Raw genomic sequence first — 20,254 nt, 5'->3', positions numbered from 1 at the left:
CTTTTTGTCTCGAAATAAGCGACCCCGACTGATCTTATCAAACGTTTAGGTCGGGCCTACAGTTGCCCTCAACAAGCTTTGGTTCGCCTATTTCCAGATATCCCCCAGACATTCAGGAGACATTCATGGCCAAGATGAGAGCCGTCGACGCAGCCGTGCTGGTGCTCGAAAAAGAAGGCATCGACACCGCGTTCGGCGTGCCGGGCGCCGCGATCAATCCGTTCTACTCGGCGATGCGCAAGGCCGGCAACATCAGCCACGTGCTGGCGCGCCACGTCGAAGGCGCGTCGCACATGGCCGAGGGCTACACGCGGGCGCAGCCGGGCAACATCGGCGTGTGCATCGGCACCTCGGGCCCCGCCGGCACCGACATGATCACCGGTTTGTACTCCGCCCAGGCCGACTCGATCCCTATTCTCGCTATCACGGGTCAGGCGCCCCGCGCGCGTCTGTACAAGGAAGACTTCCAGGCCGTCGATATCGAATCGATCGCCAAGCCCGTCACCAAGTGGGCCGTGACCGTGCGCGAACCGGCGCTGGTGCCGCGCGTGTTCCAGCAGGCGTTCCATCTGATGCGCTCGGGCCGCCCGGGTCCGGTGCTGGTCGACTTGCCGATCGACGTGCAGCTCGCGGAGATCGAATTCGACATCGACACGTACGAGCCGCTGCCGGTCTACAAGCCGAAGGCGACGCGCAAGCAGATCGAAGCTGCATTGACGATGCTCAACGAGGCCGACAAGCCATTGATCGTTTCGGGCGGCGGCGTGCTGAACGCGGCCGCTGAAGACCTGCTGGTGACGTTCGCCGAAACCGTCGGCGTGCCGGTGATCCCGACGCTGATGTCGTGGGGCGCGATTCCCGACGACCACCCGCTGATGGCCGGCATGGTCGGTTTGCAAACTTCGCACCGCTACGGCAACGCGACGATGCTCGCGTCGGACTTCGTGCTCGGCATCGGCAACCGCTGGGCGAACCGCCACACGGGCAGCATCGAGGTCTACACGAAGGGCCGCAAGTTCGTGCACGTCGACATCGAGCCGACGCAAATCGGCCGCGTGTTCGGTCCGGATCTGGGCATCGTGTCGGACGCGAAGGCAGCACTCGAACTGTTTGTCGAAGTGGCGCGCGAATGGAAGGCCGCCGGCAAGCTGAAGGACCGCGGCGCATGGGTCGCCGACTGCCAGCAACGCAAGCGCACCATGCTGCGCAAGACGCACTTCGACAACGTGCCGATGAAGCCGCAGCGCGTGTACGAGGAGATGAACCAGGTGTTCGGCCGCGATACCTGCTACGTGAGCACGATCGGTCTGTCGCAGATTGCCGGCGCGCAATTCCTGCATGTGTACAAGGCGCGCAACTGGATCAACTGCGGCCAGGCGGGCCCGCTCGGCTGGACGATTCCGGCAGCGCTGGGTGTGCGCGCCGCCGACCCGCAACGTCCGATCGTCGCGCTTTCGGGTGACTACGACTTCCAGTTCATGATCGAAGAACTCGCGGCCGGCGCGCAATTCAAGCTGCCCTATGTGCATGTGGTGGTGAACAACTCGTACCTCGGGCTGATCCGCCAGGCGCAGCGCGCGTTCGAGATGGACTTCTGCGTTCAGCTCGGCTTCGAGAACATCAACTCGCCTGAGACGAACGGTTATGGCGTGGATCACGTCGCGGTCGCCGAAGGTCTGGGCTGCAAGGCGATCCGCGTGTTCAAGCCGGAAGAGCTGAAGCCCGCGCTGCAAAGGGCACAGTCGATGCTCTCCGAGTTCAACGTGCCGGTGATCGTCGAAGTGATTCTCGAACGTGTGACCAACATTTCGATGGGCACCGAGATCGACGCGATCAACGAGTTCGAAGAACTGGCCGCGAAGCGCGAAGACGCACCGACCGCGATTAGCATGCTCGACTGAGCCTCGCCAGTTTTGCATCGCGTGAGCACGATGGGCAGCGTCGCAACGCAGCGCTGCCCGATCGCGTGTGAGATGCGCGCCACGAACGAAATTACCTCAAGAAGTTATTTCACTGACCGACCAGAGAGACACAAGCACCATGCCGAAATTCGCAGCGAATCTCACCATGCTGTTCAACGAAGTCCCGTTCCTCGAGCGCTTTTCGGCCGCGGCGGACGCGGGCTTTCACGCCGTCGAATTCCTGTTCCCGTATCCGTACCAGATCGCCGAGTTGAGCGAGCGTTTGCAGCAGAACCGCCTGAAGCTGGTGCTGCACAACCTGCCGGCGGGCAACTGGGAAGCTGGCGAACGCGGCATCGCGTGCTTGCCGGATCGGCTGAGCGAGTTTCAGGAAGGCGTCGGCCGTGCGATCGAATACGCGAGCGCGCTCAAGGTGCCGCAAGTGAATTGCCTCGTCGGCATTCCGACGGCGGGCGTCGATGCGGACAAGGCGCGCGCGACGATCGTCGACAACCTGCGCTTCGCCGCGGGCGAATTGAAGAAGGCCGGCATCAAGCTGCTGGTCGAGCCGTGTAACGCGTACGACATTCCCGGCTTCGCGCTGAACCGTTCGAGCGAAGGGCTCGACGTGATTCGCGCGGTGGGCTCGGACAACCTGTTCCTGCAATACGACATCTATCACATGCAACGGATGGAAGGCGAACTCGCGGCGACCATCAGGAAGAACCTGCCGCAGATCGCGCACATCCAGCTCGCCGACAACCCGGGCCGTAACGAACCGGGCACCGGTGAGATCAACTATCCGTACCTGTTCGCGCTGCTGGACTCGCTTGGCTACGACGGCTATGTCGGCTGCGAGTACAAGCCCCGCACGAGCACCACCGCCGGCCTCGGCTGGGTGCAAACCGTGGCCGGGCAAGCGCGCGGCGCCGCGCACGCGGCTGCTTGAGCGGCTGCACGGGCGTCGTGTAAGGAGCGCATCTGGCACGGTCACGCGCAACGAGCGGGGCCAGCGCATATCGCGCGCCTCGCGCCCCGAAGGAAGTCCCCTTGGGGGACCCCAAACAACTCTGGAGATTCAGACACATGGCAAAGATCGGTTTCATCGGCCTCGGCATCATGGGCGCGCACATGGCGCGCAACCTCATCAAGGGCGGTCATTCACTGTTTGTGAACGGCGCCTACCCGGTGCCGGAAGACCTCGCCAAAACGACCAGCGTGGTCGCCAATTCGACCGCTGTCGCGCAGGCCGCCGACATCGTCATCATCATGGTGCCGGACACGCCTGACGTCGCCAACGTGCTGTTCGCCGACGACGGCGTCGCCGCTGGTCTCACGAAGGGCAAGCTGATGATCGACATGAGCTCGATCTCGCCGCTCGACACGCAGGCATTCGCGAAGAAGATCAACGCGCTCGGCGTCGACTATCTCGATGCGCCGGTGTCCGGAGGCGAAGTCGGCGCGCGTGAAGCGTCGCTGACGATCATGGTGGGCGGCCCGGAAAAAGCGTTCGCAACGGCGAAACCGCTGTTCGAACTGATGGGCAAGAACATCTCGCTGATCGGCGAGAACGGCGCGGGTCAGACCTGCAAGGTGGCCAATCAGATCATCGTTGCGCTGAACATCGAAGCGGTGGCCGAAGCGTTGCTGTTCGCGTCGCGTTCGGGTGCCGATCCGGAGCGCGTGCGCAAGGCTTTGATGGGCGGCTTCGCGTCGTCGCGGATTCTCGAAGTGCATGGCGAGCGCATGACCAAACGCACGTTCAATCCGGGCTTCCGTATCGAATTGCATCAGAAGGACCTGAACCTCGCACTCGACGGCGCGCGCAAGCTGGGCATCGCGCTGCCGCATACCGCGAGCGCGCAACAACTGTTCAGCGTGTGCGCGGCGAACGGCGGCAAGGCATGGGATCACTCGGCGATGGTGCGCGCGCTGGAAATCATGGGGAATCATGAGGTCGCGCAAGCGCCGGGCAACGAAGCGAAGGCGGCTTGAAGCGGGTCATCTTGTGAGCTGGTTGCGGGGTTGACCGTGCAGGTTCGTTGCAGCATGCCTGCTTCGAATCGCCGCTGCTGCGCGAGTCGTATGAACACGCGCAACAGCGAGCCGCAACAGATCACGCGAAACAGCGACAGGCCAATCGGGGAGCGTGCCGCAAGTGTCATCGGCGGCACATAAAAAGTACTTCAGACAGTCATACGGTTTGCCGTGATCGCCGCATCGTCGGCATCATCGCAAGCACAGGTGGGGCGCCCGTTCGTCGTGCAGCATGCGCGGCGCAACGGGCAAATCGTGCCGCTCTGGGCTGAGAGCGGCAAGTGGGGTCCGCAGCGGCACCCGGCGACGCCGGGGAAGCCTTGGTCGGTCAGACGTCGTCGTCGGGTGTCCGGCTGTCGGATTCATCGTCATGCTTTTTCCGCCAACCTCTCGCAGCGGGTGCAATCATGCATGCCGCCTGCTTGCACGTCCGTTTGCATTTGCTTGCAACTCCGCGCCGTCTTCCCACCTTTTTTGACACATCGCTGCGCGCTTTTCTCCTAAACTCGTTGAGTCCGGTTGGCTGCGTTCGTTACGTTTGCGAACGCGACGCGCGCCGTGCATCGCTTCCTGCATCGCGCGACGCGTGTCATCCGCATGTCGTGCGCGTGTGATTCAAATCTCTCGCGAGATCTCGCAGCCAGTGCACAACCCCGTGCTCAACTTGTTCTTGTGCCACTACGTCAGGAGTGTGATCGATGGGTATTCTCAGTTTCATCAAGGAAGCCGGCGAAAAGCTGTTCGGCGCCGCGTCTACTTCCGCGCAGGCCGCCGCGCCCGCCGCGCCCGACCTCGCCGCGCTGAATAAAACCGCGGGCGACGCGATCGCCACCTACATTCGCAGCCAGGGCCTCGACGCCACCAATCTGCAGGTGAGCTACGACGGCACCAGCCACACGGTCACCGTCGCCGGCCAGGCAGCCGACCAGCCGACCAAGGACAAGATCCTCGTCGCCGCCGGCAACGTGCACAACGTCGACAAGGTCGACGACCAACTGACCGTCACCACGCCCGCCGCCGCGCCGACACAGTTCCACACGGTCGTGTCCGGCGACAATTTGTGGAAAATCGCCGAGAAGTATTACGGCAGCGGCGCGAAGAACGATGTGATCTTCCAGGCGAACACGCCGATGCTGAAAAGCCCGGACAAGATTTATCCGGGCCAGGTGCTGGTGATCCCGCCGCAGTGATGCGCTCTGGTGTGATAGACCATCACGCGCCGCTGTAACGCGCGCGCCAAAACGACAACGCGGCACCCGGATTGAAAACTGGGCGCCGCGTTTTTTCATTGAGCCTTCACGCACAGAACAGACACGTGCTGCCTGCGAGTGGGTCATTACCGCATCATTATCAATACGTGTCGAACACCTTCTGCAACGCGACCGGTCCCGTGCCACCCGCGGCCAGTGCCAGCATCAGCAGAACCCGCGCCTTGTACGGATTCAGCGAGCCCGCGCTGATGAAACCGAGCGCATCGTCAGCGGCCGCGCCGTTGTGCATCACGTGTCCTGAACCCACGCGCGACGAGCGCACCACCGCCACGCCCTGCGAAATGGCATCGGCGAGCGCTGGCAACATCGACGCGTGAATCGAACCATTGCCGGTGCCCGCCACGACGATACCGCGCACGCCGGCGGCCACCAGCGCGTCGACCGCGATGCGCGACACGCCCGCATAGCTCGTAACGATTTCCACATGCGGCCATGTCGGTCCGATCACGAACTCGGTCGCGAGCGTATGCGCACGTACCACGCCGCGCTGGAATTCGACGCGCCCGTCCTGCACCCAGCCGAGCGAGCCGATCTCGGGCGACTGGAATGCATCGATCGCATACGTGCTCGTCTTGACCACGTCGCGTGCGCTATGAATCCGGTTGTTGAACGCCACCAGCACGCCCTGCCCGCGCAAGCCCGCATGCGCGGCAACCGTCACCGCGTTCAGCAGATTCAGCGGTCCGTCGGCGGATAGTGCCGACGCCGGGCGCATCGCCGCGGTCAGCACGACCGGCTTGTCCGATTTGATCGTCAGATGCAGCAGGTACGCGGTTTCTTCAAGCGTGTCGGTGCCATGCGTGACCACCACGCCGTCGATGTCGTCGGCTGCGAGCAGCGTGTTGATGCGTTGCGCGAGCGTGGTCCACAACTGCATCGCCATGTCCTTGCTGTCGACGCTGGCAATCTGCTCGGGCGCGATGCGCGCCACGGTGGACAAGGCCGGCACCACCGCCAGCAATTGATCGACGCCGACGACGCCCGCCTGATAGCCGGACGTATTGGTGGCGTCGGCGGCGGCCCCGGCGATCGTGCCGCCGGTCGCCAGCACGGCGATGCGCGGCAGCGGAGGCGTGGCGCCCTGCCCGGAAGGCGGCGCGGAAGAGGAAGTTGAAGTGTTCATGGCGGCGATTGTAAGCGATGCGCCGCGCGCCGCCACGCAAGAAAAAACGGCCGCCCGTGGGTTGCGGGGTTCGCCTGAAATACGCGCCGGGTCCGCGCGAACGCGGCGCGTATCAATGCACGGTCAACGCGCCTTCAATGCGCGCTTCAGATGCCGGACCCGAAGGTCCGGCATCTGCATCAAGCCGCTTCGCGCAACTGTGCCGCGATGTCCGCCTCGTTCAACTGAGGCGCGAACATCTCGATCAGACGGTACGCGTACGCGCGCAAAAACGCGCCCTTGCGCAGGCCGACGCGCGTCGTGCTCGCTTCGAACAGATGCTGCGTGTCGAGCGCGACGAGTTCGGTGTCGCGCTTGGGATCGTAGGCCATTGCCGCGACCACGCCGATGCCCATGCCGAGTTCGACGTACGTCTTGATCACGTCGGCGTCGATCGCGGTCAGCACGACATCGGGCAACGCCCCCGCTTTCGCGAACGCCTGGTCGATGTGCGAGCGGCCCGTGAAGTCCTGGTCGTAGGTGACGATCGGGAATTCGGCGATCTCGTCGAGCGTCAGATTCGGCCGCCCCACCAGCGGGTGCCCCTTCGGCACGACCACCACGTGATGCCACGAATAGCACGGGAACGTGACGATATCCGGGAAGCGGTCGAGCGCTTCGGTCGAGATGCCGATATCCGCTTCGCCGTTGATGATCATCTGCGCGATCTGCTGCGGGCTGCCCTGGCGCAGCGCCAGATGCACCTTCGGGTACACCTCGGTGAAGCGACGGACCACCTTCGGCAGCGCATAGCGCGCCTGCGTATGCGTGGTCGCCACTACCAGATGGCCGCTATCCTGATCGGCGTACTGACGCGCGACGCGGCGCAGATTCTCCGCATCGAGCAGCATCCGCTCGATCAGCTGATGCACCGCCTTGCCCGGCTCCGTCAGGCCCGTCAGACGCTTGCCGCGCCGCACGAAAATGTCCACGCCGAGTTCGTCCTCCAGATCCTTGATCTGTTTCGACACGCCCGACTGTGACGTGTACAGCACGTTCGCCACTTCGGTCAGATTCATGTTCTGACGCACGGCCTCGCGCACGAAGCGCAGTTGCTGGAAATTCATCTGTATGTCTCCGGTTCAGCCAGAGTTGAGTTATTTGGGTATTCGACTGGAACGCTGGGTGCTCACACGTTACATTGCAAAGCTTATTGCGCGGGAAAAACGCGCAATGCGCGCGGCACCGCCGTCACGCCATCACCGACGGCCAGTTGCAGATCGCGCCACGATTCGCGATCGAGTTCGGCTTCGAGCAGATTGCCCTCGCGCCCCGCGAGTTCGACCCGCACCGAGCCGCCCAGCGTCACCACGCGCCGCACGTCGACGACAATCCCTTCGCGATGCCCCGACGCCTGCGGATACAACTGCAGATCGTGCGGCCGCACATATGCGAATGCGGGACCGTGGAAATCCGCGCTGATCGCAACCGGCAACGCCGCGCCGTCGACCACGAAGCCGCTTGCGTCAACCTTGCCGTGCAAACGGTTGGCCGCGCCGAGAAACTCGTAGACGAACGAAGTCTGCGGATGGTCATACACGTCCTGCGGACTACCGACCTGCTCCACATGGCCGCGATTGAGCACGACGATGCGGTCGGCCACTTCGAGCGCTTCTTCCTGATCGTGCGTGACGAAGATCGTCGAAATATGCAGATCGTCGTGCAGGCGCCGCAACCAGCTGCGCAACTCCTTGCGCACCTTCGCATCGAGCGCGCCGAACGGTTCGTCGAGCAGCAGCACCTTCGGCTCGACCGCCAGCGCGCGCGCCAAGGCGATCCGTTGCCGCTGACCGCCCGACAATTCCGACGGATAGCGTTGCGCGAGCCAGTCGAGTTGCACGAGCTTCAGCAGCTCATGCACCTTCTCGCGGATCACCGCTTCCGAGGGCCGCTCCTTGCGCGGCTTCACGCGCAAACCGAACGCCACGTTCTCGAACACCGTCATGTGGCGAAACAGCGCGTAATGCTGGAACACGAAACCCACTTCGCGCTCACGCGCGCCGACCGTCGCGACGTCCTGACCTTGCAGCACGACCTGGCCGCCGTCCGCGTATTCGAGGCCGGCGATCACGCGCAGCAAGGTGGTCTTGCCACAGCCCGACGGCCCGAGCAGCGCAACCAGCTCGCCCGGCGGGAAGTCGAGCGAGACGTTGTCGAGCGCGACGAAATCGCCGAAGCGCTTTTGCAGGTTACGAACGGTGATACCCATTACAGCTCTCCTTGCTTGAGCGGGTGTTGCGGCGTCGCATGTGTCGCGTTGACGGACTGCGAGAACGAATGTGATGCGGAACGTGCCGCGCCATGCGCTTCCGACAGCGCAGCGGCGGGCTGCGTGGGCGGCCCGGCATACGCAGGCACGTCGCGCGCGGCCGACAGCTCCGCCGACATATGGCGCTCGGCGAGCAGCTTCAGGCCCAGCGTCACGAGTGCGAGCAAGGCCAGCACCGACGCCACGGCGAACGCCGCCGAGAAGTTGTATTCGTTGTAGAGAATCTCGACGTGCAGCGGCATCGTGTCGGTCTGGCCGCGAATATGGCCCGACACCACCGACACCGCGCCGAACTCGCCCATCGCCCGCGCGTTGCACAGGATCACGCCGTACAGCAGGCCCCATTTGACGTTGGGCAGCGTGACGCGGCGGAAGATCTGCCAGCCCGAGGCGCCCAGCACATGCGCGGCTTCCTCTTCGTCGTTGCCTTGCGCCTGCATCAGCGGAATCAGCTCGCGCGCGACGAACGGGAACGTGACGAAGATCGTCGCCAGCACGATGCCCGGCACCGCGAAGATGATCTGCACGTCATGGTCCTGCAGCCACGGACCGAACCAGCCCTGCGCACCGAACATCAGCACGTAGATCAAACCCGAGATCACTGGCGACACCGAAAACGGCAGGTCGATCAGCGTGGTCAGCAGCGCCTTGCCGCGGAATTCGAACTTGGCGATACACCACGACGCCACCAGGCCGAACACGAGATTCAGCGGCACGGCGATCGCGGCGGTGATCACGGTCAGCTTGATCGCGGCCAGCGCATCGGGATCGGCGAGCGCTTCGAAATAGAAAGCGAGGCCCTTGTTCAACGCCTGATAGAACACGGCGACCAGCGGCACGACCAGAAACAGCGCGAGAAACAGCAGCGCGATGCCGGTCAGCAGCCAGCGCACCACGGGCCGTTCGGTCACCGGGTCGGGCCGGCGCGCGACGTTCAGTGGCGCACGCGGCGCAAGCGCCACGGCCGCGCTGTTGTTCGCGTGATGCGCGCGATTCGCATGGTCCGCGCGATTCGCGTCGTTCACGGATTGGCGGCTCATTGCACACCTCCGCCGATCGCGACGACACTCGTTGCGGCAACCGGCGCCGGCCCCGCGCCGCCGCGGCTCGTGCGGCGCTGCAAATACCACTGCAAGCTATTGATGAACAGCAGCATCAGAAACGACACCACCAGCATCACCACCGCCAGCGCGGTCGCACCCGCATAGTCGTATTGCTCCAGCTTGGTGATGATCAGCAGCGACGTGATCTCCGACTTCATCGGCACGTTACCGGCAATGAAGATCACCGAGCCGTATTCGCCGAGCGCGCGCGCGAACGCGAGCGCGAAGCCGGTCAGCAGCGCCGGGAACACCGCCGGCAACACGACGCGGCGAAACGTCAGCCAGCGCGATGCGCCGAGGCACGCGGCCGCCTCTTCCTGCTCGCGCTCGAACTCCTCGAGCACCGGCTGCACCGTGCGCACGACGAACGGCAAGCCGATGAAGGTCAGCGCGACCAGCACGCCGGCTGGGGTGAACGCGATCTTGATGCCGAGCGGTTCGAGAAACTGCCCGATCCAGCCATTGCCCGAGTACACCGCCGCGAGCGAAATGCCCGCCACCGACGTGGGCAGCGCGAACGGCAGATCGACCACGGCGTCGACGATGCGCTTGAACGGAAACGTGTAGCGCACCAGCACCCACGCGACCAGAAAGCCGAACACCGCGTTGATCAGCGCGCCGCCGAGCGCGGAAAAGAACGTCAGGCGATACGACGCGAGCACCCGTGGCGACGTCACGGCGCGCACGAACTGATCCCAGTCGAGGGTCGCGGTCTTGAGAAAGGTCGCCGCCAGCGGGATCAGCACCACGAGGCTCAGATAAGCCACCGTGATGCCGAGTGTCAGGCCAAAACCGGGCAGCGCGCTCGGTTTTCGGAAGGTCAACGTCGTCATGCTGGATACTCTTCAGGTTGATGCTTGCGTTGTGATACCGATCTTCGGCCGCCGGATTCCGGTTGGCCGAAAGCGCGCCCAGGGGCGCGCTCGAAAGTGGCGCGTTGCCGCGCCGTGCCGTCGATGCCGATGCCGATGCCGGACAACAAGGCAGGCATCGGCAGACTTACTGTGGCTGGTAGATCGAATCGAACACGCCGCCGTCGGCAAAGTGCGTCTTCTGCGCGTTCGCCCAGCCGCCGAACGAATCGTCCACCGTGTACAGCTTCAGCTTCGGAAACTTCGCGGTCAGGTCGGCCGGCACCTTGTTCGAACGCGGCCGGTAGAAGTTCTTCGCGGCGATCTCCTGGCCCTCTTCGCTGTACAGAAAGTTCAGATACGCTTCGGCGAGCTTGCGCGTGCCGTGCTTGTCGACGACCTTGTCGACCACCGCGACCGGCGGTTCGGCCAGAATGCTCACCGACGGCACGACGATTTCAAACTTCTCCGGACCAAACTCCTTCAGCGACAGGAACGCCTCGTTTTCCCAAGCGATCAACACGTCGCCGATACCGCGCTGCACGAAGCTGGTGGTCGCGCCACGCGCGCCCGAATCCAGCACGCCCGCGTTCCTGTACAGCTTGCCGACGAACTCCTTCGCCTTCTGCGCATTGCCGCCCGGCTGATGTTCGGCATACGCCCACGCCGCCAGATAGTTCCAGCGCGCGCCGCCCGAGGTCTTCGGATTCGGCGTGACGATCGACACGCCCGGCTTGATCAGATCGTCCCAGTCCTTGATGTGCTTCGGGTTGCCCTTGCGCACGAGGAACACGATGGTCGACGTGTACGGCGCCGCGTTGTCCGGCAGGCGCTTTTGCCAGCCTTTGTCGACGAGGCCCTTGCTGGCGAGCGCGTCGATGTCGTAGGCGAGCGCCAGCGTCACGACGTCAGCCTGCAAACCGTCCAGCACCGAGCGCGCCTGCGCGCCTGAGCCGCCGTGCGACTGCTTGAAAGTGATCGATTCGCCGGTTTTGGCCTTCCATTCCTTGCCGAACGCCTGGTTGACGTCCTGATACAACTCGCGCGTCGGATCGTAGGAAACGTTCAGCAGCGTAGTGTCGGCGGCGTGCGCCTGGGTGATTGTGCCGAGCACGCCGGCCGCGCCGAACGCGAGCGCCGCGATGAGTTGCCTGGTCCTGCCCGCCAGCCCCGTGTGTCGATGGTTCATGTTCGATCTTCTCCGCGTTGTGGTCCGCTGAAACAGCGTCTGGTGTCGTTTTGCGTCGCGGTCACGTGCACATGAGCGCCAACTCGGAGGCCAGTCTATCGAAGCGCTTTCATCATTAAAAATAATGTTTCTTCATTTTTTAATACGCAAAAGTGGTAATGGCAGCTGGATAAGGCGTTGCGGCACGAAAACGGCTGTTTCGACGTCGCAGAGCGGCGCTGGAACGCCACCCCAGCCAGCGAACTTAAAGTAAAGCTTGAATTGCGCCGAATACTGTATAAAAATACAGTCACCTGTTCATTCATACAGTGGCCATGACAAAACTCACCGCACGACAGCAGCAGGTATTCGATCTGATCCGCCGGGCGATCGAACGCACTGGTTTTCCGCCCACCCGCGCGGAGATTGCCGCCGAATTGGGCTTCAGCTCGGCCAACTCGGCAGAAGAACACCTGCGCGCGCTCGCTCGCAAGGGCGTAATCGAACTCGCGGCCGGCGCGTCGCGCGGCATCCGCCTGCTGGCGGGCCCGGACGAGGCTCCGTACCAGTTCACGTTGCCGCATGCCAGCATCATGCAACTGTCACTGCCGCTGATCGGCCGGGTGGCAGCCGGCAGCCCGATCCTCGCGCAGGAACATATCTCGCAGCACTACGCGTGCGACCCGGCGCTGTTCTCGAGCAAGCCTGACTACCTGCTGAAGGTGCGCGGGCTGTCCATGCGCGACGCGGGCATCTTCGACGGCGATCTGCTCGCGGTGCAAAAGAGGAGCGAAGCGAAAGACGGCCAGATCATCATTGCCCGCCTCGGCGACGACGTCACGGTCAAGCGCCTGAAGCGCCGGTCCAACGGCATCGAGCTGATCGCCGAGAACCCGGATTACGAGAACATCTTCGTTGAGACCGGCAGTGCGGAATTCGCGCTGGAAGGCATCGCCGTGGGGCTGATTCGTCCCGGCGAGTTTTAAGCCGCAAGCGCGGCGCCTTGGCGTCGCAGATACGTCGCAGATACGTCGCTTGTGCCTCGCTTGTGCCTCGCTTGTGCCTCGCTTGTGCCTCGCTTGTGCCTCGCTTGTGCCTCGCTTGTGCCTCGCTTGTGCCTCGCTTGTAACTATTGGCCACACTCACACTGCATCAACGCTGCATCGCCTGGAGAGACTCATGGAACGCCTTGCCCGCCTGCTGCCTTTTCGCCAGTTCGGTCGTCTGCGCCATTTGCGCAATCTGGTGCCTTGCTCATTGATCGAAGCGGCCGCGGCGAATACCGCGTCGCTGTTCGACACACCCGCCGAGGCAGCGAGCCTGCCTTCTGCGTTGCCCGCATTTGCTCGCGTGTCATTGAACTCGGGGTTGAACACGGCCGAGCCGGCGCGTCGCGCGCCGGTGCGGGTCTATCACGGGCCGTCGCGGCTGATCATGGTCGGCACGGTCGACGCGGTGTGCCGCATGATCGACCGATGCATTGCCGACGAAGCCAATGTCCACGGCGCGGTGTTCGAGTCTTGACTAAGTGTTGAGCCCGCCAGCAGTTGCCTGATGCATCGCACGTAATCGTTCGCTGTTTCGCCCTTTCCAGACTAGCCAGCGGAATTTGCCTAGAATGGGATGGTTTCTGCGTGACCGAGGTCCACGTTAGATCAAACCTGATGGGGAGTCCCGCTCGATGACAGTTCCGACACGCAACAAAGGCAGCGCCACCCGGCCGCTGATCATCACGCTGATCGTGATTGTGGTGATCGCCGTGTTCGGGTTTGCTTACGCATCACCGTATATCGCACTGAACAATCTCAAACGCGCGGCCGATGCGCGCGACGTTGAAACCGTCAATCAGTATGTGGATTTCCCCGCGTTGCGCGACAGCCTGAAGCTGCAGATCGCCGGCTTGCTGACACGTCGGCTGGACGCGGATAACAACAGCAAACTCGCCACCATCGGCGCAATGATCGGCGTGACGCTGATCGGTCCGCTAGTCGACGCTTATGCGACACCGGACGGCGTCGCGGCCTTGCTGAACGGTATGCCGCCGCACGGCGACCCGGGCGAGCGCCCACCCGAAGGGGCTGCCGCGAACAATGCCCCGCCTACGGCCGCGGAAACACCCGCGTCGCCTGCCGCCGGTGATGCCAACAACAGCGCCAATGGCAACGCTGCTCCCGCGCAACGGCAAACCTCGGCGGGTTATCGCAGCCTCAACGAGTTCGTCGTCACCTACCGGCGTGGCGGCGAGGACGCCGCGCATTACTCGGCGATTTTCAGGCGCGAAGGTCTGTTCACGTGGAAGCTGGCCGCAATTAATCTGAACGAGTGATCGGCTGGCCCTGACGGCCAGCCACTCGACCGACGCACTGCCCGTTTGCGCACAGCGGGCATCAAGCGGTAAGCCGCCTCAAGCCGCGGCTTGCTGCTGCTCCTGCGCGGAAGAACAGGCCACCAGAATGCTGCACGACACCCGGTCGAGCAAAGGCGTATTGCCCGCGCCCATCCACCACCTCGACAAGCCGGTGCGGCAGCGATGCCCGACCACCACGAGGTCGACATGCAATTCATTGGCGAGGTTGGCGATCTCGTCGATCGGATGGCCGAACGCGAAATGCCCTTGCGCATTCACGCCCCGCTCGGTGAGCCAGTTCACCCCTTCCTGCAGAATATCGCGCGCGGTCTTTTCAAAACTGCCGCACGCCACATCGGTCAGCAGGCCCGCGCTTTGCGCAATGCTGGAGCGCATGTCGACCACGGACAGCAGATGCGTTTCCGCCTTCAGATCCAACGCGAGGTCGGCGCCGCAACGCAGGGCTTTACGGCCTTCGCGCGAGCCGTCGTAGCACAGCAGGATTTTTTGGTAGCTCGCCATGGTTTTCTCCCTTCGCGCGGAAAGCGCGGTCTGAATCAATCATGGTGCGCCGCAATTCAACTGGCAAGGGATGGAAAACGCTAAGTGTGCAACTGGCGCGCCCTAACCCGGTGCGCGCTACATTGGTCGTCCATCGCGATGCTTTTGCGGGCCAATGGCGCAGTGCAAAAGAGGCTCGCTGAAACGACTCGCCGCCACTCGACGTTAGCCGGCGATAGCCTAGAATAGGCGGCCTTCCCGGCCATCAACGCCGTTTTCCGGAGCCTCGATCGATAGTTATGCCTGAAGCCGCCATTGAATTCCACGAGGTCAAAAAGAACTACGGCGAAAAGACGGTCGTTGACGGACTGTCGTTTCATGTGAACGCCGGGGAATGTTTCGGCCTGCTCGGCCCAAACGGCGCGGGCAAAACCACCACGCTGCGCATGCTGCTCGGCATCGCGGCGCCCGACGCCGGCGCGATCCGGCTGTGCGGCGAACCGATCCCCGGCCGCGCGCGCGTGGCACGGGCTCGGGTCGGCGTGGTGCCGCAGTTCGACAATCTCGATCCCGATTTCACGGTGCGCGAGAATCTGCTGGTGTTCGGCCGCTACTTCGGCATGAGCGCCGCGCAATGTCGCGCGGCGGTGCCGTCGCTGCTCGAATTCGCGCGCCTCGAGAGCAAGGCGGATTCCCGCGTGAGCGAGTTGTCGGGCGGCATGAAGCGGCGTCTCACGCTGGCGCGCGCGCTCATCAACGATCCCGACGTGTTGATCATGGACGAGCCGACCACCGGGCTCGATCCGCAGGCGCGGCATCTGATCTGGGAGCGGCTGCGGTCGTTGCTCACGCGCGGCAAGACCATCCTGCTGACCACGCACTTCATGGAAGAAGCCGAACGGCTTTGTCACCGGCTGTGCGTGATCGAGGAAGGACGCAAGATCGCCGAAGGCGCGCCGAGCGCGCTGATCGCCTCCGAGATCGGCTGCGATGTGATCGAGATCTTCGGACCCGATCCGCTTGCGTTGCGCGATGAACTGGCGCCGCTGGTCGAGCGCACGGAAATCAGCGGCGAGACGCTGTTCTGCTACGTGAACGACGCGCAGCCGGTGCACGCGCGGCTCAAGCAACGCGCCGATCTGCGCTATCTGCATCGGCCGGCGAATCTGGAAGACGTGTTCCTGCGGCTCACCGGTCGCGAGATGCAGGATTGAAGGCGCGCATTGATGCGAGCACCCTCTCGCTAGCTATAACGCCACCGCAACGAAACCGCCACGCCACAGCAACGCCCCCGCACGAGACACGCAATGGACGCACGCACTTACGAAGCCCCGGGCGACACGCCGTCGAAGCAGGAGCCCTTCGGCGCCTTCCCGGCCAACGCGGTGAACTGGATCGCGGTATGGCGCCGCAACTATCTGGTGTGGAAGAAGCTCGCGCTCGCGTCGATGTTCGGCAATCTCGCCGATCCGATGATCTATCTGTTCGGCCTCGGCTTCGGACTCGGGCTGATGGTCGGGCATGTCGACGGCGTGTCGTACATCGCGTTTCTGGCGGCGGGCACGGTGGCGTCGAGTGTCATGATGTCGGCGAGTTTCGAGTCGACGTATTCGGGCTTTTCGCGCATGCACGTACAGCGCACGTGGGAAGCGATCATGCACACGCCGCTCACGCTCGGCGACATCGTGCTCGGCGAGGTGATGTGGGCGGGCAGCAAGTCGATGCTGTCGGGCGCAGCGATCATGCTGGTGGCCGGCGTGTTGGGCTATGCGAATTTCCCGTCGATGCTGCTGGCGTTGCCGGTCATCATCCTGACCGGGCTTGCGTTCGCGAGTATCGCGATGGTGGTGACGGCGCTCGCGCCCTCGTATGATTTTTTTATGTTTTACCAGACGCTGGTCTTGACGCCGATGCTGTTGCTCTCCGGTGTGTTCTTTCCCGCATCGCAACTGCCCGCCGCCGCACGGTTTGTGACCGGCTTGCTGCCGCTCGCTCACTCGGTCGATCTGATCCGCCCGGCGATGCTGGCGCGGCCCATCGACCACGCGGTGTTGCATCTGGCCGTGCTGGCGGCTTATGCGGTGGGCGGGTTTATCGTGTCGGCGATTCTGTTTCGCCGCCGGATGATGAAATAAGTCAATGCCTTTGAGGAACCGCAGACGGCTAGCGGGCATGCAGCGAACCCACTGCAACTTCTTTTAGTTACTGCCGCGGTTGCAGTTGCGTCACGCGAGGCGCCCGGCACTCCACACCTCGCGCCCGCACTCAACCAACCCGCTTCAGTCCTCGTCGTCCGTCCACGGAATATCCACGTCGGAGATAAACGCGACCGTCGCGAACGGCCCGCCATCCTGACGCCCGATCTTCCCATCGGCGCGCTGCCATTCAACCCGGAACACCGTGGCCGGATCGTCGGCGATCAGACGCACCGTGCGCACTTCGTCCGGATCGGCTTCCTCGACGGGACCGTCGAGCGAGATCTGCAATTCCTGCGGCCACAGTCCGTCGGCCGGATCGTAAATCTTGTCGCCATCGGGAATCAGCGTGAACGCTTCCACGCCGATGGTCGCCGACGCCTCGACGATCATCTTGGCCAGCGCGCGCAGCAACGCTGTCGCTCGCGCCGAGTTCGCCTGTCGGATTGCCAGATCCCCACGCGTCAGCGCCTGCTCGAGTTTCGGGTTGGTTTTTTGTTGGGCCATTCGATGTCCTTGGTCCTATCGCTCTGTTGTGTACGGCACACGGCGTCGATTGCGCACCGCGCTCCATTTTTCGGGCTGAATCGTACCACTGGTGTGCGTTGCAGCATCGCCAGCCGTGCAGTGCTTTGGGCATGCGCGGGCATGGCGCTCGCAGCGCTATTCTTCCCGGTCTCCTCGTCCACCTCAGTTTAGGTCGCGAATCGGGTTCCGGCAGGGACATTTGCCTCCCGATTGGTGACGAACGGTATCAACGTCACGCGCTCCGCCCGTTGTATGCCGCAATGCCTCCGCAGACGCTCCCTGGCCAATTTCCATATCGAATGCTACTCGCGCGACGCTAGCGCACCCGCGCGCTCCGCTTGCGCGCCGCCTTCGACCCACCCGCTTCGCCCGGCTTCGCACCTCCGATCTCGGCGATCAGATGATCGCGGAAGGCCCGCACCGACGGCGGCAGTTCACGCCCCGCCATGGTCTGCACCTGAATGCTGCGCTGGCGCATCTGTGGATGCGTGAGCGGCATCACGACGAAGCCGTCGCCCGCATAGCGATCGCGCACGGACAGCAGGCCTGTGAACATGATTGCGCCGGACTTCTGCGCATAGCGATACATTGCGCCGCTGTTGTTGCACGTGAGCTCGGGCTCGAGCAGGATGCCTTCGAGCGCGCACGTAATGTCGATCAGCTGGCGGATCGTCGTGCCCGGCTCGGGCAGCACCAGCGGATAGTGCCGTACATCGGCAAGCGATACCTTCGCGCGCGCGGCCAACGGATGATCGGCGCGCAGCAGCGCCAGCACCGGCGCGCGCTCGGTGTGCTCGACCTTGACGCCCTTCTCCGGCGCGAGGCTGAAGGTCAACGCGAGATCGGCGTCGCCGTCGCGCACGCGGCGCGTCGCTTCGCCCGGCGACACCACGGACAGCGTGAAATCGATTCCCGGATAGTGACCGCGAAAACTCGCCATAGCCGCGGGCAGGAAGTCCGCGGCGAACCCCTCCGAGCTGACCACCTTGATCATGCTGCCGTGCAAGGTCTCGATACCGCCGATCTCCTTCATCACATGCTCGGCTTCGAGCAGGCTGCGCTGCGCGTAGGCCAGCAGTCGCTCGCCGGCTTCGGACAGCGCCATGCCGCGCGGACGCCTCTCGAACAGCGCCGCGCCGAGTTCGCTTTCGAGCCGCGCAACCTGCCGGCTGATTGCCGATACGGCGACATGCAGGCGTTGCGACGCGTCGCTGAGCGAGCCGGTGCGCGCGACTTCTACGAAGTAGCGCAATGCAATGCCATGTAGCGAAAGTGCCATGGGGACGCCTTGTGCAGCGAGGCGCGAGCGCACGTTGAAATCCGCGAGCGCGCCTGCACGCGTTGAGCTTTGCCTTTTCGGCAACGCAAGATTCGAAACACGATCATTGTGACAAAAAAAACGGCCTCCTAGAATCGGTTCGACACGATAGGCCAGAGGCCGATGCCGAGCGGGCATCCGGCCACGCGCCACCGCCCCCGCACCCCGCAATGGAGACACCCCATGAGCCGCACCCAGGCGATCGAACACGCGACCCAGCATTTCGAATCAGGCGCCTTCCTGGAGGACCTCAACCGCCGCGTCGGCTTTCGCACCGAAAGTCAGGAAGGCGATCGCGCCGCCGTACTGCTGTCGTATCTGACCGACGAGATCGCGCCCGAAGCCGCGCGCCTCGGTTTCAGCACACACATCGTCGACAACCCGGTGGGCGGCTTCGGGCCGTTCCTGATCGCGAGCCGCCATGAGGGCGACCATCTGCCGACCGTGCTGATCTACGGCCACGGCGACGTCGTGCGCGGCTACGACAGCCAGTGGCGCGCACCGCTGACGCCGTGGGCCGTGATGGTCGAAGGCGAGCGCTGGTTCGGCCGCGGCACCGCCGACAACAAGGGCCAGCACACCATCAACCTGGCCGCGCTGGCGAGCGTGCTGGAAGCGCGCGGCGGCCGGCTCGGCTTCAACGCGAAACTGCTGATCGAGATGGGGGAAGAGACCGGCTCGCCGGGACTCGACGCGATCTGCCGCGCGCACCGCGACGAGCTGGCGGCCGACGTGCTGATCGCCTCCGACGGCCCGCGTGTCGCCGCGCGGCGGCCGACCGTGTTCCTCGGCTCGCGCGGCGCGGTGAACTTCAAGCTGTCGCTCAATCTGCGCGACGGCGCGCATCACTCTGGCAACTGGGGGGGCCTGCTACGCAACCCGGCCACGGTGCTGGCGAACGCGCTGGCGAGCCTCGTCGATGCGCGCGGCGTGATCGCCGTCGACGGCCTGCGTCCGCCGCCGCTGCCCGACGCCGTGCGCCGCGCGCTCGCCGACCTCACGGTAGGCGGCGGCCCCGGCGACCCGGATATCGACGACAACTGGGGGGAGCCAGGCCTCACGGCGCCCGAGCGCGTGTTCGGCTGGAACAGCTTCGAAGTGCTGGCCTTCAAGGCCGGCAATCCGGAGAACCCGGTCAACGCGATTCCGCCATCGGCGTACGCGCATTGTCAGTTGCGCTTCGTGGTCGGCACCGACTGGACGCACCTCGAACAGCATCTGCGCACGCATCTGGATGCGCATGGCTTCTCGCTGGTGGAGATCGCCGTCGAGCGCGGCGCACCGGCCACGCGTCTGGACCCGGACGATCCCTGGGTCAAATGGGCCGTCGCGTCGCTCGAACAGACCACCGGCAAGAAGACCGCGGTGCTTCCGAATCTGGGCGGCACGCTGCCGAACGAAGTGTTCTCCGACACGCTCGGTCTGCCGACCATCTGGGTACCGCACTCGTACCCGGCCTGCTCGCAGCACGCGCCGAACGAGCACCTGCTCGGGCCGGTGGTGCGCGAGGGATTGCAAATGATGGCCGGGTTGTTTTGGGATCTCGGCGAGAACTCGCCGCGCGCAAAGGCACCTGCGGCTCACGCCGCGTGAGCCGCGGGCC

The 20,254-nt window shown here is 64.1% G+C and carries 19 protein-coding genes; 10 read left to right on the top strand and 9 right to left on the bottom strand.

What is annotated here, in order from left to right; translation table 11 throughout:
• Positions 1-125: 125 nt before the first annotated feature.
• The 4 genes from gcl to lysM all read left to right on the top strand — a co-directional run bounded on the left by gcl (position 126) and on the right by lysM (position 5,128).
• Positions 126-1,901, top strand: a complete 1,776-nt coding sequence (gcl, locus tag P0D89_RS17860) for a glyoxylate carboligase (RefSeq protein WP_408359390.1) — start codon at positions 126-128, stop codon at positions 1,899-1,901.
• A 139-nt stretch (positions 1,902-2,040) separates the two neighbouring features.
• On the top strand, positions 2,041-2,850 hold the full coding sequence (gene hyi, locus P0D89_RS17855; protein WP_408359388.1) for a hydroxypyruvate isomerase: 810 nt from the start codon (positions 2,041-2,043) through the stop codon (positions 2,848-2,850).
• A gap of 137 nt (positions 2,851-2,987) precedes the next feature.
• The gene (locus P0D89_RS17850; RefSeq protein ID WP_408359386.1) at positions 2,988-3,896 is read left to right on the top strand and encodes a 2-hydroxy-3-oxopropionate reductase; all 909 of its coding nucleotides are present in this window, start codon (positions 2,988-2,990) and stop codon (positions 3,894-3,896) included.
• A 740-nt stretch (positions 3,897-4,636) separates the two neighbouring features.
• On the top strand, positions 4,637-5,128 hold the full coding sequence (lysM, locus tag P0D89_RS17845; protein ID WP_408376951.1) for a peptidoglycan-binding protein LysM: 492 nt from the start codon (positions 4,637-4,639) through the stop codon (positions 5,126-5,128).
• A 160-nt stretch (positions 5,129-5,288) separates the two neighbouring features.
• On the opposite strand, the gene P0D89_RS17840 is transcribed toward lysM, so the two are convergent.
• The 6 genes from P0D89_RS17840 to P0D89_RS17815 form a co-directional block, all read right to left on the bottom strand.
• Positions 5,289-6,332, bottom strand: a complete 1,044-nt coding sequence (locus P0D89_RS17840; RefSeq protein ID WP_408359382.1) for an asparaginase — start codon at positions 6,330-6,332, stop codon at positions 5,289-5,291.
• Between the two features lie 179 nt (positions 6,333-6,511).
• Complete coding sequence (locus tag P0D89_RS17835) at positions 6,512-7,438, bottom strand: CysB family HTH-type transcriptional regulator (RefSeq protein WP_408359380.1); 927 nt, start codon at positions 7,436-7,438, stop codon at positions 6,512-6,514.
• Between the two features lie 83 nt (positions 7,439-7,521).
• Positions 7,522-8,580 carry a sulfate/molybdate ABC transporter ATP-binding protein gene (locus P0D89_RS17830; RefSeq protein ID WP_408359378.1) on the bottom strand — a complete coding sequence of 353 codons (1,059 nt, stop codon included), beginning with the start codon at positions 8,578-8,580 and terminating at the stop codon, positions 7,522-7,524.
• Positions 8,580-9,680 carry a sulfate ABC transporter permease subunit CysW gene (cysW, locus tag P0D89_RS17825; RefSeq protein WP_408359376.1) on the bottom strand — a complete coding sequence of 367 codons (1,101 nt, stop codon included), beginning with the start codon at positions 9,678-9,680 and terminating at the stop codon, positions 8,580-8,582. The genes P0D89_RS17830 and cysW overlap by 1 nt, the downstream gene beginning before the upstream one ends.
• Entirely contained in the window at positions 9,677-10,576 is a 900-nt protein-coding gene (gene cysT / locus P0D89_RS17820; protein WP_408359374.1) for a sulfate ABC transporter permease subunit CysT, read from the bottom strand. Before cysT ends, cysW begins: the two co-directional genes overlap by 4 nt.
• Positions 10,577-10,742: 166 nt before the next feature.
• Positions 10,743-11,783, bottom strand: a complete 1,041-nt coding sequence (locus P0D89_RS17815) for a sulfate ABC transporter substrate-binding protein (RefSeq protein WP_408359372.1) — start codon at positions 11,781-11,783, stop codon at positions 10,743-10,745.
• Between the two features lie 314 nt (positions 11,784-12,097).
• Here P0D89_RS17815 and lexA point away from each other — a divergent pair, with 314 nt between their 5' ends.
• The 3 genes from lexA (at position 12,098) to P0D89_RS17800 (ending at position 14,088) form a co-directional block, all read left to right on the top strand.
• Positions 12,098-12,748, top strand: a complete 651-nt coding sequence (gene lexA / locus P0D89_RS17810) for a transcriptional repressor LexA (RefSeq protein WP_408359370.1) — start codon at positions 12,098-12,100, stop codon at positions 12,746-12,748.
• A 193-nt stretch (positions 12,749-12,941) separates the two neighbouring features.
• The gene (locus P0D89_RS17805) at positions 12,942-13,286 is read left to right on the top strand and encodes a hypothetical protein (protein WP_408231357.1); all 345 of its coding nucleotides are present in this window, start codon (positions 12,942-12,944) and stop codon (positions 13,284-13,286) included.
• A 157-nt stretch (positions 13,287-13,443) separates the two neighbouring features.
• Positions 13,444-14,088: a DUF2939 domain-containing protein gene (locus P0D89_RS17800; RefSeq protein ID WP_408359368.1), complete on the top strand. Its 645-nt coding sequence runs from the start codon at positions 13,444-13,446 to the stop codon at positions 14,086-14,088.
• 78 nt (positions 14,089-14,166) lie between these two features.
• Here P0D89_RS17800 and P0D89_RS17795 read toward each other — a convergent pair whose 3' ends face one another.
• Entirely contained in the window at positions 14,167-14,631 is a 465-nt protein-coding gene (locus P0D89_RS17795; protein ID WP_408359366.1) for a universal stress protein, read from the bottom strand.
• A gap of 278 nt (positions 14,632-14,909) precedes the next feature.
• Here P0D89_RS17795 and nodI point away from each other — a divergent pair, with 278 nt between their 5' ends.
• Both nodI and P0D89_RS17785 read left to right on the top strand, forming a co-directional pair.
• A complete protein-coding gene (gene nodI, locus P0D89_RS17790; protein ID WP_408359364.1) occupies positions 14,910-15,824 on the top strand; it encodes a nodulation factor ABC transporter ATP-binding protein NodI in 915 nt (304 codons plus the stop codon).
• Positions 15,825-15,917: 93 nt separating this feature from the next.
• Positions 15,918-16,745, top strand: a complete 828-nt coding sequence (locus tag P0D89_RS17785) for an ABC transporter permease (protein WP_408359362.1) — start codon at positions 15,918-15,920, stop codon at positions 16,743-16,745.
• A 144-nt stretch (positions 16,746-16,889) separates the two neighbouring features.
• Here the strand turns inward: P0D89_RS17785 and P0D89_RS17780 are convergent, their stop codons facing one another.
• Both P0D89_RS17780 and P0D89_RS17775 read right to left on the bottom strand, forming a co-directional pair.
• Positions 16,890-17,312, bottom strand: coding sequence for a hypothetical protein (locus P0D89_RS17780; RefSeq protein ID WP_408231346.1), 423 nt, complete (start codon positions 17,310-17,312; stop codon positions 16,890-16,892).
• A 337-nt stretch (positions 17,313-17,649) separates the two neighbouring features.
• Positions 17,650-18,612 carry a LysR family transcriptional regulator gene (locus tag P0D89_RS17775; protein WP_408359360.1) on the bottom strand — a complete coding sequence of 321 codons (963 nt, stop codon included), beginning with the start codon at positions 18,610-18,612 and terminating at the stop codon, positions 17,650-17,652.
• A gap of 222 nt (positions 18,613-18,834) precedes the next feature.
• Between P0D89_RS17775 and P0D89_RS17770 the strand changes: the two genes are divergently transcribed.
• Positions 18,835-20,244 (top strand): M20 family metallopeptidase, encoded by a 1,410-nt coding sequence (locus tag P0D89_RS17770; RefSeq protein WP_408376950.1) that lies wholly within the window; start codon positions 18,835-18,837, stop codon positions 20,242-20,244.
• The last annotated feature ends 10 nt before the right edge of the window (positions 20,245-20,254 follow it).

It is taken from the genome of Paraburkholderia sp. RL18-085-BIA-A, assembly GCF_046027075.1.
Classification (GTDB): Bacteria; Pseudomonadota; Gammaproteobacteria; order Burkholderiales; family Burkholderiaceae; genus Paraburkholderia.
This window is presented reverse-complemented; position numbering and strand designations above follow the sequence as displayed.